Here is a 15,466-nt window from a genome sequence, read left to right as displayed (position 1 = left end):
CGCGCTTGCTGCGCGGCAACTTCATGTCGAAGTGTTTCGCACTGTTCGGTCAGTGCTGTCGCCATCTCCATGGCATCGGCGCGCGTTTGCAGGGCTGCATTCCGCTGCTGCTCGGCCTCCGCCAAAGCGGTCTCCAAGGCGCCCCGCTGTTCGGCAAATACCGCTTCGCCCTGCTCGACAGCGGACACCCACAGGGTGCGCATCGCATCGGCCACAGCGGCCGGGAGATCGGCGCCGAGGGCGTCCGCTTTTGTACGTTCGTCCTTCCACAGCTTCAACTCGTCATTGATCGTCGTGCGGCTGCCCTGCTGGATGGCCGTATAGATCTGGTCGACCGTGATTTCGTGGGGTCGTTTGCCGCCGACAACGAGCTGGGCAGCGGCTTCGCGGGTACGTTGGCGGGTATCACTGACACGGCTCATGGGCATTCTCAGTTGCTGGCGGGTCAATTTCGCAGGATATGAATCATGTATATCATAGTATTACGTTATATGTGTAATGATTAAATCAAGAAAGTTATGATAATCCCTATAATCGAAAGTAATTCAGCAGTACGCTGGTGGTCCCGCGGCATTGGACATCGGTAAGCATGACTGAACATCCTTTGAGCCTCGCCGTACCCCAGGCCCTGCCTCCTGTCCTGTCGGGATGCGCCGGAACCAACCGTGCTCCGGCGAACGTGGCCAGACAGATTGCGGCCAATGACGACGTGGCGGCGATCGGCCTGTGGCTGGCGGAATATCACGACTCGCCCCATACCTTTCGCAGCTACCGCAAGGAGGCAGAACGGCTGCTGCTCTGGGCCACGCAAATACGTGGCAAGCCGGTGTCGAGCCTCACCCGCGAGGATGTGATCGCCTACGAAGCATTTCTCTGCCATCCGCCCGCCACTTGGTGCGACGACAGTCTGGCCCGTCGTGGTGAGCATCGGCGCCTGTTCACGGGACCATTGGCCGAGCGCAGCCGACGTCAGGCCTTGGGCATCCTCGCAGGGCTGTTCAACTATCTCGTACGCGCCGGCTATCTCGCCGGCAGTCCGTTTGTGTTGCAGCGGCGACGCGCGCGTCGCGGGATGCCCCGTGCTATCGAGCGCTATCTGGACCGATCCCTTTGGGACGACGTGCTTCACAGCATCGACGGTTGGCCACGGTCGACGAACCGGAATTGCCAACGCTACGAACGCGCTCGTTGGGTACTGCGTTTCCTGTACGAAACGGCTTTACGGGCTTCCGAGGCCGCCGCGGCCTGCGAGAGCGATTTCCAGCGCGTTCGTGGTCGGTGGTGGCTCCATGTCGTGGGCAAAGGCGACGTCGAGGGTCAGATCCCCCTCAGCGACCATCTCATGGAGGATTTCGCGCGCTATCGGGGCTTCCATGGGTTGCCGCCCGCGCCGGCCGACAATGGCAAGATACCGGCCATTCTGGGGATCGCCGGCCGCGCTTCTGCGCTCACTCCCACGGCGATCTATCAGATCGTCAAGGCCACCTTCCGGCATGTTGCGGATACGCTCCAAAAGGAAGATGCCGCCAAAGCCTCCCGAGTGCGGCGGGCGTCGACTCATTGGCTACGGCATACGGCCGCTACGCATCAGGCCGAAGACGGAACACCGATCCACCACATCCAGCAGAATCTTCGCCACAGCTCGATCGGCACGACATCGATTTACCTCCACGCAGAAGAAGATTCACGGCATGCAAGCACAACGAGAACGCGAGCCGACGCCTCGCAGCAAAGAGAAGGAGACCTGCCATGACTGACCCCGACGATCGTTTCGGCATGCCCGCCAGTGCTTTCAAGGCGGCCAGGGAAAGTCATGGGCTGGATAGCCCCGTTTTTCGGGCGGGCATGTATGTACCCACCCGGCATGAAGTGGCCACGTTGTCTGCCACCCAACTTTTGCCGATCGTGATCGACTGGATGTGGGAAAGTCCGTCCGAACTGATTCCAGACAATAAACAGATTGGGGAACTTCGCGCCCTGCTGGCGGCCCGTCCTGATGCGGATGAGCCGACACTGCGAGAACTCATCACCGCGTGTGATGATTATTTGAAAATTTGATAGCGTGCTCTTTTCAACCGGGTTCAGTTGGAAAATTCGTCCGAAGGGTGCGGTTGTTTAGTTCGCCTTCGGCAGGCCTTCGCGACCGGCGGCCAATTCGCTGGCTGGCCATATGGTCAACCACACGCCACGAAACGGCTGTACATAAAGAGCTATGCGTCGATCGAGAGATGTCACCGTGGCTGGGTAGCTCACGATCAATCCTTGTGGATGTGCTTTTGCCCACACCTGCACCGATTCGCCTTCGGACAGCTGCGCAATAGGTAGTGTCAATCGGCCCAGAAAGTCGAACTGACCGTCGTACGTTTCCAGATTGGCGACGGGTCGACCCTGAGCTTCGGCACGTGCCAGTAACACGGCCACAGGCTTGAGATCGAAAGCTGGCCACCAGGTGAGCGTGAATAGACCATTGGCGGCAACGGCACCCAGAAGGCCCACCAAGGCAATGCGGTGCAACTCACTCCTTCCTGGCAGAAGCAGACCACCCAGCAAGAGATAGAGCACGCCGAACGCGGTGCTGAAAGCCCCCAACGCGACGAGTTGCGTATCACGTATCAGCCCGTGCGCGATGAGCTGCGGAAGCGCCATCAGGAACAGACCGGCGCCAACGGCTAAGACAGCCAGTGGCCAGGGACTCAGCCAGCGGCTGGTCGCCAGCGACGCATGGTTCGGCTGCCATCGAGTCACGGCGGCGGCGAACAGCAATGCGAAACCTGCACATTCGGGCAACAGGTAATACGGCTGCTTGCCGCTGATCAGGGAGAACACCAATAACACCGGGACCAGCCAAGCGAACACGAAACGCAGTCCCGGTTCGAACGGACGACGCAGGGCACACAGCGCGAACCACAGCCTCGGCCAAAGCGCGAACGGAAATACCAACAACGGTAGCACCGGCAGGTACCACCAGAGCGGTTTCGCATGCGCGAACGCTTCCACGACTCGCCCTGCCGTTTGATGAAACAGCAACTGCTCGCGATAGGCCGGACCACCGATCGAGGCAGCCGTGAGCGCCCACGCTAGCAACATGGCGCATCCGGTCAGCACCGCCAGTAGTCCGCCGGCGTACCACCGTCGTGACTCACGCCGCGCCCAATCGTTCCACAGTGGCCCGAGCAACCAAGGGAAGGCGACGTGCAACAGCATCACCGGACCTTTGGTAAGCAACCCGATTCCGAGCGCCAGGGCGAACCCAATGAAACGGGGCGCTTCACGACGCGAGCTAGGGGTAAGGCTGACCAAGGCAGCAAGAACACAGGCGGCGAGCAGCACTTCGTACATCGTTTGCAGGCCGAACAAGAAGGCGTAGGTGAAGGCGCATAGCACCCACGGCGTGGCTTGCGCAACCGCCACGCGTTCAGGGAACAAGCGGCGTGCGAGCACGGTGGCAAGCACCAGCTCGGCAGCCCCCATCATGACTTCGAGTACACGGGGCCAGATGTCGCCCACTCCGGCGATGGCCCATCCCGCATGAATCAGCCAGTACAGCATCGGCGTTTTATCGCTGTAAGGTGCGCCGTTGAGCATTGGCACGATGAAACTGTGCTGATGCCACATTTCCCAGGCGACCGAGAGTGTCCGGGTGGAATACATCGGCATCGGGCCGTGCATGAAGATTGCGGCCAACGCGGCAGTGATCCACAGCGGAAGCCAAGGCCATAACAGACGCAGCGCATCGAAACGGTTTGAATGGGACTGCATAAGGCAACCGGCTAGTGGAGAAAGCGTGCGACAAAACACGCATGCCAAAGTGCTCTACATCGACCGAACGTATTCGGTCGATGCGATGACCCTGTCAATGGTTGAAGGATGACAAGGGTGGCGAAGCCGTGGGTATGCCGAAACTCAGCCACTCGGCAGTGATGGCAGCCACGTCTGAAGCACTCATGGTCTCGGTATCGATGGCCGTATTTTTTTGCCCGTATGGGCCGTATTTTCTCAAACAAGTCACCGAGAACAAGCCTAGTGTTGGGGTGCCGCTGGCGACGGCCAAATGCATCACGCCACAGTCTGCGCTGATGAAACCGTCCATGTTTGCGATCATCGAGGCAAGACGACGCAGATGACGCGTGTAGTAAGAAGCAAAGTTGCCGTCTAGCAGTGTCTGGCCATGTTCCGCGATCAGCTCGACGATCAGCACTTCGGGCTTCAAAGTTCGCAGAGCACCGACATATTGCTTCCACCAATCTTCACCGTATCGTTTGGCACCAGTGGCGTTGGCGAATATCCCGATAACCGGTCGGCTTATTCCTGACCGCTGTCCTGAGGCGTCAAGTACAGCGACGAGCGCCTGCCGGGCTTGCTGCTTCTCGCTATCTGATAGCCCCAAATTGAGTGGTGGGTAGGCTCGATCTACCTTTCCCGTGTAGGCTGTGCGAAGCAAAAAAACACTGCGATGTGCGAGGTGCTCCGGGCATGGCCAGTTGTGCCAAGCCGAGTCCCTTTTCCCGAGGGCATCCGGAAAGCCCAATTTGAAACGGGCCTTGACGAAGGCCAGCAGCAGCCGTCCGGACTGCGAACCGCTGCAGGCGTCGATGGCCAGATCGTAGGAATTGCTTCGCAGTTGCCGAAGCAGCGTGATCGTCAGCCATAGATGTCGTGCGATTTTTCGCGGCAGGCTGAATACCCGGCGAACCTGGAAGCGGTGCGCGAATAAGTCCTCCGCTGCACCACCGCCACAGACCAGGTCAATTTCCGATCCGGGATACAGCGCCTCGATTTCGGCGAGCAACGGACTGAGCAAGATGGCATTGCCGAGCCGGTGATTGGGACGACATACGAGTACACGGTGGATACCGCGAGTTGGCAGCTGGCCCGGCTCGCAAAGTCGGCTTCCGACGGCGCCAAAAAGGCGGCCAAAACATTGCGCAACGACGCGATGGCGCAAAGCCTCCCAGCGCCGAGAAGTGGAACCTGTTGGTGAGTGGGATATCTGGGATGGTGCGTCGCTATTTTTCATCGAAATTTTATCAATACTGTCAAAAGTGGGGCTGTCGCTGCAGCGGCCCTTGCTTAGCCTCCGCTTAAAATCACAAGAGGCTTCTTGAATTTAGTTTTCGTGAAACACCAGCTTTGACTGTACGACATAGGAAATCAAAGCGCCTGTGACTCCCGCGATGAGGAATATCAGGCCCCCCGACAGTCCCATTTTTGTTCCCAATGCGGTGAGCCCCGAGACGACTGCCGCATTGCCCAGCTGGAGCACCGCATAGCGCGGAAGCGCCTGTCTCTTTGGCGTATCACTTTGGAACGTGAGCCGGCGCTGCATCCAGAATGTCGGCGGGATCGGCAGTAAAGTTCCAAAGATCGCCGAAACGACCTCGCCGACGCGAAACCCATAATGCAAAACCATCGAAATGCAAAAATAGAGTAGGAATCCCGTACCACCTGCTAGAAGAAAGAAGAAGGTTCGGCGGACGCCATCATTCAAGGTGATCGATCGGAGGAACATGCTTGAATAGCTCATTGAATGTTGACGCGGAGAGGGAGCACTTGCTTTTCGCTGGCGATAGCCGATTGAATAAGCACGCTATCCATCCTTCAGATAGTTGCCGCACGCTGTGTCGGCAAGATCACCCACAACAGTACCCCGCTCACGATGGCCAGGACGCCGAACACCCCGAACGCGATGCCTGCGGTGGACTGCTGCCAAATGACGCCGAACATCAACCCGGCAGGGATGGCTCCTAACCCCGAAATCATCGTGAACCATCCGAAGGCGGTGCCGCGGTCCGCTTCCGTCGCCAATGTGCTGACCAGCGTTTTTTCCGCGCCTTCGCCGATGCCGCTGAGCAAGGCATAGACGACCACGACGATCCACAGGCCCAGGATATTTTCCACGAACGCGAACAGCAGCAAGCCCACGCCGTAGGCCAACCAGGTGGAGGCCACGACCGTGACTTTGTTGAAACGGTCGGAAACCTTCCCGGCACGCCAGGCGACCCCGGCTTGCACGGCGCACAACACGGCCCAAAGCAGGAGCACCTGGACGTTACCCATACCGATTTCGTGAGCACGTAACAGAATGAAACTCTCCGACGCACTGGCGAAGGCAAAAAGCAGGAAGACGGTCAGGAAGCGCCGCGACGGAACAGTCAACGCACGCCAACGCAAAGGCGCTGGCGTCGTTCCGGGCTTGATCGTTTTCGCCGGCACATCCTTGACGAGAGTCATCAAAACCACCAGCGCGAGGGCCGCGGGAATGGCCGACAGCATGATGACCACGCTGATGCGATGGCTGATCCACAGCAATGCCGCTGCAGCGATCAGGCTGCCGCCGACCGCACCGGCGTAATCCAGGGCGCGATTGATGCCGTACGCATGCCCTCGCAATGCCGCCGGCGTGGCATCGGCCACCAACGCATCGCGGGGGGCACCACGCACCCCCTTGCCGACGCGGTCGAGACTGCGCAGCAACATCACGACCGGCCAGTTGAGCGCGAGTCCCACGAGCGGTCGCGCGATGCTCGACAGACCATAGCCCATGACGACGAAGATCTTGCGCCGGCGCCCACGCACATCCGAGCGACGACCGGCCCAAAGACGAACTCCGCTGGCGACCGCGTCCGCCACGCCGTCGACCAGGCCCATCGCCACCGGACCCGCACCCAACGTCGTGACCAGCAACAGCGGAATCAGCGGCGCAACGATCTGCGATGACAGTTCGTTGAGGAAGCTCACGAAGCCGAGCACGATGATGGTCTTGGAAACGGTTGACCTCATCGGTCGTCTTCAGCGAACCGGATGCGGTTCCGTACGTCCCCATCTTCCGGGTTAGAAGCAGTCCGTGGCTTATCGGGTCGGCCGTCATGCATGGTTGGAGTCCGCAAGGGTGAGCGTTAGCGGCTCACCGGACTGCTGTGGCCATCGCACCGTCCATCCCAACCGTTCGCAAAGACGACTGATCAAGCTCAACCCAAAGCCATTGTCGGACCGCCGTTGGTCAATCCTCGCGTTCGTCATCTCACCAACCTGCGGCCATGGGCTCAGCTCGATGCCCGTGGATGCGATGACTATGGACACCACGGCCCCGTCCGAGAGCTCGCCCGCTCGGCGTAGCAATTGCCCAAACACCAACGTCACAGCACGTTGGGGCGCCAACACGGTGATGCTTGCATCGCCGTGCAGTTGCACGGGTGTCGATGGAGGCATCGTCTGTGCGTCGACGAGGCGCTGCCATGTGGCACGCACAGGAATGGGTTCGGCAACGATCGCCACCTCCGTCTCGTGACGGGCCAGGTAAAGCAGCGTATCGAGCAGATCCGTCAATTCGGCGGTACGTCGACGCACGCGCTGGATGGCGCGCTGACCGGAAGGACCTACCGTGGCGTCTTCTGCGAGCAGATCGACGCTGGCCTGGATCACCGACAGCGGTGAACGCAATTCATGGCTGGTGTCGGCGGTAAACTCCCGTTCGCGCGTCAGGAACGCATCCAGGCGTGCCTGGTAGTGCTCGAAGGCGACCGCCAGCGCACCGACCTCGTCATTGGCGAAGTGGGTGCGAAGGCGATCGTCGCGGCGGGGCGGCGCCGATGCTTCGACCCATTGCGCCAGTCGCTGAACCGGTGCAATCAACCGCCCGGCCAAGAGCAGGCCCAGCGCGCCGGAGACCAGCGTACCTATGAGGATGACACCGGCCATCAACCAACGCAGAAACGTTTCGCGCTGGGCGATGTCGCTCAGATCGATGACGAAGTACAACCGCTGGGTGCCGTCGTCGGAGACGGCGACATACGTCTCCCGATCCCCTTCGCGATCCAGTATGTGTGTCCCCGGTGGCAGGGCGGCCATTTCCGCGGGCACATCATGGCGGTCGCTCGCCCGACTCACATACGCATAGATCCGCTGGGAGGCTGGCAGGGGTGTACTTGGTTGAGTGTGGAGGTGCGCGATGAGGTTGCTGGTTTCGACCTGCAGCAACTCCGTCATCAGGATGCGTTCGAAGTCGGCCATGGAGGTCAACGCCACAGCGGCGAACAAGCTCGACAGCACCACCCCGAAGGCGAGGAACGCCAAGACAATCCGGGTGCGGAGCGTGAATCTAAGGCGCATCGTCATCCGCCAAACGGTAGCCGATCCCGTGCACGCTATGCAGCAGCGGCTTGTCGAACGGCTTGTCGATGGCCTGGCGCAGGGCATGCAGGTGTGTGCGCATGGCATTGGCGTCGCCCACTGCCTCGCCCCATAGTGCCCGGGCCAGGTCGGCGTGGCTGACCACGAGCGGCGAACGACGCATCAAAACCTCCAGCAAGCGCAGGCCTGCACGGGATACCGAGACGGAAACACCTTGGCGCCTGACCCGAAAACGGGCGGCATCGTATTCGAGATCGGCGACCCGCAAGGGCGCGCCAAGGGGGGGCTGCACGCGCCGATGCAGAGCATGCAGCCGCGCCACCAGTTCCTTCATGGCGAACGGTTTGACCAGATAATCGTCCGCACCCTCGGCGAAACCGCGCAGCTTGTCGTCCAGCGTCTCGCGAGCGGTCAGCATCAACACCGGCACATCGTGCTGGGCGGCGCGAAGCTGGCGGCAGACCTCCAGACCATCCAGCCGCGGTAGCCCCAGATCCAGCACGATCAGATCGTGCGTGCCCGTCAACGCCAAGCGCAGCCCGGTCATACCGTCGAAAGCATGATCCACCGCGAAGCCATGCAGCTCCAGGTAATCCCACAGAGTGGTTGCCAAGTCACGGTTATCTTCGACAAGCAGCACACGCAACATGGCCGCTAAGCCTCCGCGGGGTGGGTGTCGCCCGGCGTATCGCGCTGGAAACGACCGTAACGCAGGGCCAGCGTGGGCAGCACCAGCAGATTGAGCGCGGTGCTGGTGACCAATCCGCCGAGAATGACCAGCGCCATCGGCCCCTCGATCTCGCGACCCGGAGCGCCACTGCCGATCGCCAGCGGCAACAGCCCCAAGGCCGTGACCAGCGCGGTCATCAAGATGGGCGACAGGCGTTCTTGCGCACCGCGCAGGGCAGCCTCCGGTCCCCATGTCATGCCTTCGACATTGACCAGATGATCGTAGTGCGACAAGAGCATGATCGAGTTGCGCAGGGTAATGCCAAACAAGGTGACGAAACCCACCATCGAGCCGATGGAAAGGCCGCCGCCGGTGGCGAACACCGCCAGTACCCCACCGACCAGCGCGAACGGCAGATTGACCAGCACCAGCAACAAACTGCGCGTGCTGCCGAGCACCATGAACAACAACAAGATGATGGCAACACCGGCGATCAGCGAATTGATCAGCAGATCATGCGTGGACTGGCTCTGCGCCGCAGCCGCACCGCCAAACTCCACGTAGCTGCCGGGCGGCAGCGCGACCTTGGCGGCAATCTGCTGTTGGGCGGCGGCGACAAAAGCCGAGACGTTGCCCCCGCTCACGTTGGCGGTCACGGTCTGCACGCGCCGGGCACCATCATGCAAGACGACGTAGCGCCCCGCATCCTCATAGACGTCGGCCAGTTCTTTCAGTGGGACATACGTGCCGGCGGCGTTGCGAATCGGCAAGGCACCCACTTCGGCCACCTTGCCACGTTGTTGGGGCGCGAGGATGACCGAGACATTGAACACGCGGTTCCCGTCGTAGACCTGGCCGACCTGATCGCCTTGGTAGGCGGTGCGGATGGCGTCGAGCACCGTCACCGCATCGAATCCCCAATGCGCCAGCGCTTGCTTGCGCAAGCGTACGACCAACTGCGGCGTACCCGGCGGTGACTGCACTTGGACATCCGCCGCGCCGGGCAGCTGCGCCAGAATCTTCGCGACGTCCGCCGCCTTGGCGTCGAGCGTGTCCAGATCGTTGCCGTAGATATTGACCGCCACGGCGGCGGTAAAGCCCGACAGGGTTTCTTCGACACGCTCGGTCAGGAAGGTCTTGACCGCGAAGTTGACGCCGGGAAATGGTGCCAGCGCCTTGCGAATATCCGAGACAGCCGCTTCTGCCGCATCACCGCTGAGAGGTTTGAGATCGACGTTGAACTCGCTGTATTGCGTGCCCCACGTGTCGTCGGCCTTTTCGGCACGCCCGGCATTTTGCGACACCGAACGGACGAAGGGCAGCTTCAGCAGTGCGGCGGTCACATGGTTGCCGATGCGTATCGACTCCTGCAGCGAGGTCCCCGGCACCGCCGACATGTGCACGATGAAATGGCCTTCGCGCAATTCCGGCAGAAAGCTGCCTCCGAAGAACGGCAGCGCCGCCACCGCCATCAACGTCACCACTACGACCACCGTCATGACCACGCGATAGCTGGTCTCCACACGCAACAGCATGCCGCGATAACGATCCTTGGTCCAACGCACCAACGGCGCTTCGCTTTCCGGCAAGGGGCGGTTGGCCAGCAGCAAGTAGCACAAGGCGGGGGTGACCGTCATGGCGACCAGGAGCGAGGCCAGCGTCGCCAATACATAGGCAATGCCCAAGGGCGCGAACAGGCGCCCTGCGATGCCTGACATGGTCAGCACGGGAATGAACACCAACGCGATCGCCAGCGTCGCGTAGACCACCGCGCTGCGCACTTCCAGCGAAGCGTCCAGCAGCACCGTGAAGACGGCGCGGGGTACCTCGGCATGCCGATTCTCGCGCAGCCGGCGGTAGATGTTCTCCACCACGATCACCGCATCGTCCACCAGCAAACCGATGGCGATGGCCAGGCCGCCCAAGGTCATGGTGTTGAGGCTGAAGCCGAAATATTCCAATACCGTCACGGCGGCGAGCAACGACAACGGGATCGCCACCAGCGAGATCGCGGCCGTACGCAGGTTGTACAGGAACAGCATCAGCACGATCACGACGAGCACGCCGCCGATCATCAGCGAAGATTTGATGTTGCCTGTCGCCGTCGTGATGAAGTTGGCGGGACGAAATAGATCGGCATGCAAGGTGATGCCCTGCGCGGTCAGGCCCGGCTTCATACTGGCCAGCGCTTTTTCGACGCTCTGAGTGACCTCAAGTGTATTGGCACCGTACTGCTCGGAAATCACCAACTGGACGGCCGGATGGCCCATGATCGAGGACGCCCCGATGGGCGGCTCCGGGGCAACGACCACCTGCGCGACGTCACCCAAGGTGACATTTCCACCCGCCTGATGCCGCACGATGGTACCGGCGATTTCCTGCACGGTGAGCGCTTGCCCGGCGCTCTGCAGGACGATGCGCTGATTGGATGTGTCGATGAACCCGGCACCACGCACACCCGTGGCCCGACGCGCCGCCGTCAGGACGTCGTCGACCGCGAGATTGTATTTGAGCAATTGCTCCGGGTGGATCTGGACCTGGTATTCCTTGGTATCGCCCCCGAACACCGCAACCTTTGCGACGCCCGGTACCGCCAGCAACGCCGGTTTCAGCGTCCAGTCGGAGAGCGTGCGCAGCTCCATCAGCGATCGCTTGTCGGAAGTCAGGCCGATATCCAGCACCACACTGGTGGAGGAGGTCAGCGGCGACATCACCGGCACCTGCACGCCTTGCGGCAACTGGGTGGCAAGCGCACCGAGACGCTCCCCGAGATTCTGCCGATCCCGATAGATGTCGCTGCCCGGATTGAAGGTGATGGTGATCACCGACAAGCCCTGGATCGATTGCGATCGCAGCGCCTGCAGCCCCGGCAGGCCGTTGATCGCGTTCTCGATCGGTTGGGTCGCCAACACCTCCACCTGTTCGGGCGCCAACCCTGGCGCTTCGGTCTGAATCGACACCTGCGGCGGGGCGAATTCCGGAAACACGTCGTATTTGCTACGCGACAGTGTGAGCGTGCCATAGACAATCAGGATGCCCGCCAGCACCAGCACCACACCACGAAACCGCAACGAGAAGCGGACGATCGCCGCCAGCAGCCCCGGCGCGTCCTGCCTCATTGCTTGTCTCCGTCTTCACCTACGGCAATGCGTGACCGCTGCTCTTCCGAGAGCAACAATTGCGCGCCCGTTGCCACAATCGGTTCGCCCCGAGCAAACCCCTGGGCCACGAACCAGCCGCCGTCCACCGGGTTGTCGACCGGTAACGCATGGCGCACGAAACGGTCAGGCTGGTTGCGGCTATAAATCCACGATCGACCCTGCCACCACACAACCGCCGAGCCGGGAATCATCGTGCCTTGTAACGACGTGCCCGAGGGCAGATACGCGGTGACCGCCATGCCCGGCAAGAGACCTTCGGCCGACACGGCATAGAAGAAACTGGCCCCCTGCAGACGGGGATCGGTGCGTGGCGCGGGCGAGATCAAGGTGGCGGCGTGAAAGTCACCATTGACGCTCTGCACGCGCGCTTGGGCAGGGGGCTGGGCGAGTGCGGTGGTCGCCGGCAACACCACCTGGACCAGGACTTGCTGGCGAGTGACCAGACGCGTGAACAGCGGCATATTCGCATCCGCCGCCTTGGCCAAGACGTCGCCCCATTGCTGGCTTGCGGTCTGCTGCGCGGCGGTCAGCGCGGCTTGCGCCGCCCGCCAAGCGGCTTGGTCGGCATGCCATACCGCGGCGGCCGCCTGCAAGACCTTGTCGGAAATATTGCGTTCGTCGCGATGCAACGATTGCAGTCGCTGGTATTCGGCGTGGGAAGCCTGCAGCGCCGCCTCGGCCTTGTCCACCTGGGTTTGGGCGGCGACGTTGGCGTTGCGCAACGCGATCAGATCCGCTACATCCAGCACCGTTCCGAACGTTTGCAGCATCGGACGATGGGCCATGGCCTGTTGCGCGACCACGACGATCCCGCTCTGCTTCTGATCCGCCGTATCCAGCGTGACCGCCGTTTGATCCTGCACCTGCGACACGCGCGACGGCGCCTTCACCGGAGCCTCGCGCTGGGCCTCCGTGGCGCGCTCCTTCTGGCCAGCCAGGAATCCCCAGACCGCCAGAGCCAGCACGATGGCGCCCAGGATGGCCGCGAGAATGGATTTCTTGTTCATGGCTGGGAATCCTGCATGCGGGGCGCGTTTTCAAGGGTGTGAATGTCGGTCGCAAGTGCACCCAAGGGGTGCCGCATGGCATCTTCGAGCGCGCCCAGCGATTGCTGGGCCTGCAGGAGGGTATCGAGACGGGCCAGTTCGGCCGCGGCCAATTCCACCTGGGCGCCGATCAGACTCAACCGATCCGTTTCGCCCGCCTGATACAGCGCCTCGGCTGAGCGCGCCGCTTTGCGTTGGGCCGCCAGCAAGGTATCGGCGGTACCAAGTTTGCCGACAACCTGGCGATAGCCGGCCAGCGCTTGGTCGACTTCGCCGATCGCCTGCGCTTGCACGGCAAGAAAATTGGCGGCCGCCTGCTGGCGATGCGCCTGGGCTTCGGCGATCGGCCCCTGATTGTGGTTGAACAACGGCAGCACCAGCGATAGCCCCAACGACCACTTGGCCTGTGCGGCATCCCACAGAAAACCCGGACCGAGCGTGATGTCGGGATATTGCTTGGCCACTTCGCCTTGCAACGCGGCCTGACTGGCTTCGTAGTCGGCCAGCGCAGCGCGGACATCGGGGCGATCCCGCAGCGCTTGACGTTGCACGTCATGCGACGGCAACGCGCTCAGGGGTGGCATATGCTCGAACGTCGTCATCGACAGCGTGACGCCATGGAGCGCACTCACCGGCAGACCCAACGCCGACGCCAACTGCACCCGGTTTTCAGCAAGACGCTTCTGCGCTTCCTGCAGATTCAAGCTGAGCTGGTTGAGCGTGATGTGCGCCTGGATGAGCTCCGGCTGCGACGCTTCCCCCGTTGCAGTCCGCCGTTCGATCAACCTGACCAGCTCCGCTTGTCGCTCCTGTTGTCGACGCAGCAAGGGCACGGTGGGATACACGCCAAGCAAGCTGCTGCGCACGCGACGGCGGACTTGCCACGCGGTCTCCGCGATATTCAAGCGTGCCGCTTCGGCCAGTTGCTGCGCCTGTCGAATCCGGTCGCCGCGTTTGCCTGCCGTCTCGATCGGTACATTGATTGTTGGGCCCACCGTCCAGGGCGACACGCCAGCAGGGGCATCGACGTTGTATTGATTGGTGAAATCCAACGTCGGATTCGGACGGGCGCCGGCCGTGATCACTGCTGCCTCGGCGGCGCGCCATTTGGCGCGTGCCACATCGAGATCCGGCTGATAGTACAGAGCCACCCAAGTGAGGGAGCGCAGATCCCACGAGGATGGCCCCGTGGTCGGGTGGTACGCGGAGTCGTTTCGCTGCAGAAACGCCTGCAGACTCGGATCGTGCAACGAGCGGTGCTCGAACGCAGTGACGGTGGCGGCCGGTTCAATCGGCCGTGGCCGATAGCTTGCGCAGGCTGTCAAACCGAGTGCCAGGCCGACGACCACGATGCGTGTAACGTGCTTGTTCATGAATCTTCCGCGCAGGAGATCAATCGGTTCTTCACGGGAACGTGCCTGGTGCGACATACGCCTTCGGGCAACTGCCATCACGCATCATCGGTGTCCCCCTCATGGCATCGCCCGTGGGGGTGGTGCCGTTTCGTGTCGGCTGATAATGACACCGGTCGCTTCGCGGCCCAGCTCACGAAACGGCAGCCCCTCGCTCCGCAGTTGTCCCACCAGGTTGTCCGCGACCAGGGCGATCGCATCATTGCTGGAGCGCCAGCGCTGTTCGAACGTGGCGAGGTCGGCGATGTAGCCGTCCGGCCGCGACGCCAAGCCGGGCGTCAGATCATCGGAATTTTGGTCGACCACGGTGATGGGGCGCCCAAGGTAAAACGGCAACCCTCGTAAATACGCATTCACCGTGAATACCTCGGTGTGCGGCCCGAGCTCGGGCTGGATGAGACGAGCGACGGGTGCGGCGGAGCGCATGTCGACGAAGGGCTGCGATGCCACCAGCGAAAGCTGCCATCCGATCAGGGTGGCCAAGGCAAGCCCATGAATGGCGGTGCGGCGACGGTCACGATGCAAGGCCCACGTACCCACCATCGCGGCGACCGCCATCAGCAACAAGGCCAACGACACCCCGCTCAACACGTCCTCCAATACCTGTTTCGGAATCGCCGTGCGTGCAGCGAGCATGACCACGATGGCTATCGCAGCGCTGAGGGTCGCCAGAGTGGCGATCAACCAAAAACGGCGCGCCAGGGCCTGCAGCGGCAGAACCGTGGCCGCGCGTCCCAGCAACAGCGCCAAGGCAGGAAACACCGGCAGAATGTAGAACGGTAGCTGGGAATGCGAGGCCGAAAAGAACACGAAGACCACGCTCACCCAGACCAACAGGAAGCGTTGTGCGGGTTGGCTGGCACCGATAGCACGCCACCCGGTCCTGTTCCATGGCAACAGCAACGTCCAGGGAAACATGCCGAGGATCACGACGGGGAGAAAGAACCCAAAGACCTTGGAGCGACCGTCGGCCGAGGTCAAGAACCGCGTGAAATGCTCCCGGATGAAGAAATAGTCGAAGAAATCCGGATGCAGGCGGCATATCAA

At 61.9% G+C, this 15,466-nt stretch carries 12 protein-coding genes and 1 pseudogene; 2 read left to right on the top strand and 11 right to left on the bottom strand.

Annotated elements, in window-relative coordinates; genetic code table 11:
- Positions 1–422: DNA-binding protein (locus EPN31_RS16515; protein ID WP_291775886.1), on the bottom strand; the 422-nt coding region annotated here is incomplete at its 3' end.
- A gap of 167 nt (positions 423–589) precedes the next feature.
- Between EPN31_RS16515 and EPN31_RS16510 the strand changes: the two genes are divergently transcribed.
- Both EPN31_RS16510 and EPN31_RS16505 read left to right on the top strand, forming a co-directional pair.
- Positions 590–1,753, top strand: a complete 1,164-nt coding sequence (locus EPN31_RS16510) for a site-specific integrase (RefSeq protein ID WP_015447914.1) — start codon at positions 590–592, stop codon at positions 1,751–1,753.
- Positions 1,750–2,058 carry a hypothetical protein gene (locus EPN31_RS16505; RefSeq protein WP_043795550.1) on the top strand — a complete coding sequence of 103 codons (309 nt, stop codon included), beginning with the start codon at positions 1,750–1,752 and terminating at the stop codon, positions 2,056–2,058. The genes EPN31_RS16510 and EPN31_RS16505 overlap by 4 nt, the downstream gene beginning before the upstream one ends.
- 57 nt (positions 2,059–2,115) lie before the next feature.
- On the opposite strand, the gene EPN31_RS16500 is transcribed toward EPN31_RS16505, so the two are convergent.
- The 10 genes and pseudogenes from EPN31_RS16500 to EPN31_RS16455 all read right to left on the bottom strand — a co-directional run.
- Entirely contained in the window at positions 2,116–3,684 is a 1,569-nt protein-coding gene (locus EPN31_RS16500; protein ID WP_291775876.1) for a glycosyltransferase family 39 protein, read from the bottom strand.
- Between the two features lie 169 nt (positions 3,685–3,853).
- Complete coding sequence (locus EPN31_RS16495) at positions 3,854–5,017, bottom strand: glycosyltransferase family 9 protein (RefSeq protein WP_015447893.1); 1,164 nt, start codon at positions 5,015–5,017, stop codon at positions 3,854–3,856.
- 90 nt (positions 5,018–5,107) lie between these two features.
- Positions 5,108–5,509, bottom strand: a complete 402-nt coding sequence (locus tag EPN31_RS16490) for a GtrA family protein (protein ID WP_015447892.1) — start codon at positions 5,507–5,509, stop codon at positions 5,108–5,110.
- An 89-nt stretch (positions 5,510–5,598) separates the two neighbouring features.
- Positions 5,599–6,780 (bottom strand): MFS transporter, encoded by a 1,182-nt coding sequence (locus EPN31_RS16485; protein WP_015447891.1) that lies wholly within the window; start codon positions 6,778–6,780, stop codon positions 5,599–5,601.
- Positions 6,781–6,864: 84 nt separating this feature from the next.
- Positions 6,865–8,073, bottom strand: a complete 1,209-nt coding sequence (locus EPN31_RS16480) for a HAMP domain-containing sensor histidine kinase (protein WP_235642846.1) — start codon at positions 8,071–8,073, stop codon at positions 6,865–6,867.
- A 25-nt stretch (positions 8,074–8,098) separates the two neighbouring features.
- On the bottom strand, positions 8,099–8,776 hold the full coding sequence (locus EPN31_RS16475) for a response regulator transcription factor (RefSeq protein WP_041677002.1): 678 nt from the start codon (positions 8,774–8,776) through the stop codon (positions 8,099–8,101).
- An 8-nt stretch (positions 8,777–8,784) separates the two neighbouring features.
- Positions 8,785–11,898 carry an efflux RND transporter permease subunit gene (locus EPN31_RS16470; RefSeq protein WP_291775889.1) on the bottom strand — a complete coding sequence of 1,038 codons (3,114 nt, stop codon included), beginning with the start codon at positions 11,896–11,898 and terminating at the stop codon, positions 8,785–8,787.
- 17 nt (positions 11,899–11,915) lie between these two features.
- Positions 11,916–12,968 (bottom strand): multidrug transporter, encoded by a 1,053-nt coding sequence (locus EPN31_RS16465; RefSeq protein WP_015447887.1) that lies wholly within the window; start codon positions 12,966–12,968, stop codon positions 11,916–11,918.
- A complete protein-coding gene (locus EPN31_RS16460; RefSeq protein WP_291775856.1) occupies positions 12,965–14,437 on the bottom strand; it encodes a TolC family protein in 1,473 nt (490 codons plus the stop codon). The genes EPN31_RS16465 and EPN31_RS16460 overlap by 4 nt, the downstream gene beginning before the upstream one ends.
- A 42-nt stretch (positions 14,438–14,479) precedes the next feature.
- Positions 14,480–15,466 (bottom strand): annotated as a pseudogene (locus tag EPN31_RS16455) (hypothetical protein); the annotation flags it as partial.

The organism is Castellaniella sp., assembly GCF_004321985.1.
In the GTDB taxonomy this organism is placed as follows: Bacteria; Pseudomonadota; Gammaproteobacteria; order Burkholderiales; family Burkholderiaceae_B; genus Castellaniella.
Note: the sequence above shows the minus strand (reverse complement) of the source record. Positions and strands in the feature narration are given on the sequence as shown.